This is a genomic window from Vogesella mureinivorans (assembly GCF_007644035.1).
In the GTDB taxonomy this organism is placed as follows: Bacteria; Pseudomonadota; Gammaproteobacteria; order Burkholderiales; family Chromobacteriaceae; genus Vogesella; species Vogesella mureinivorans.
Map to the genome: position 1 here is coordinate 1 of NZ_VMTV02000497.1, position 464 is coordinate 464.

Annotated in this window: 1 pseudogene; it reads left to right on the top strand. The window is 68.5% G+C overall.

From position 1 onward, the window contains the following. Positions 1 to 464 (top strand): annotated as a pseudogene (locus tag FLQ44_RS23710) (hypothetical protein); the annotation flags it as partial.

Genomic DNA, 464 nt, shown 5'->3' on the forward strand with positions numbered 1-464 from the left:
CCGGCGCTGGCCTTGTTCTTCTGCTTCCGCTACCTGAGCGAAGGCGTCTCGCTGACCAAGCCGACCATGGTGATCGGCCTGGGCGGCCTGGTGCTGCTGCTGCCGCTGGGCTACGCGCTGATGTTCGGCCGCTTCGGCGCGCCCGAGCTGGGCGCCATGGGCCTCGGCATCGCCACCGCGGCGACGCTGTGGGTGCAGGCCATCGCCTATGCGCTGACCTTGCGCTACGGACGCGGCTATGCCGACCTTGATCTGTTCGCCCGCTTCGAATGGCCGCGCTGGGCGCCGATCGCGGACCTGCTCAAGATCGGCCTGCCGATGGGCTTCTCGATCTTCATGGAGGGCAGCCTGTTCGTCGCCACCGCGCTGATCATCGGCAGCCTCGGCACCCTGCAGACCGCGGCCCACCAGGTCGCGATCAACCTCGCCTCGGTGACCTTCATGATCCCGCTGGGCGTGGCCAT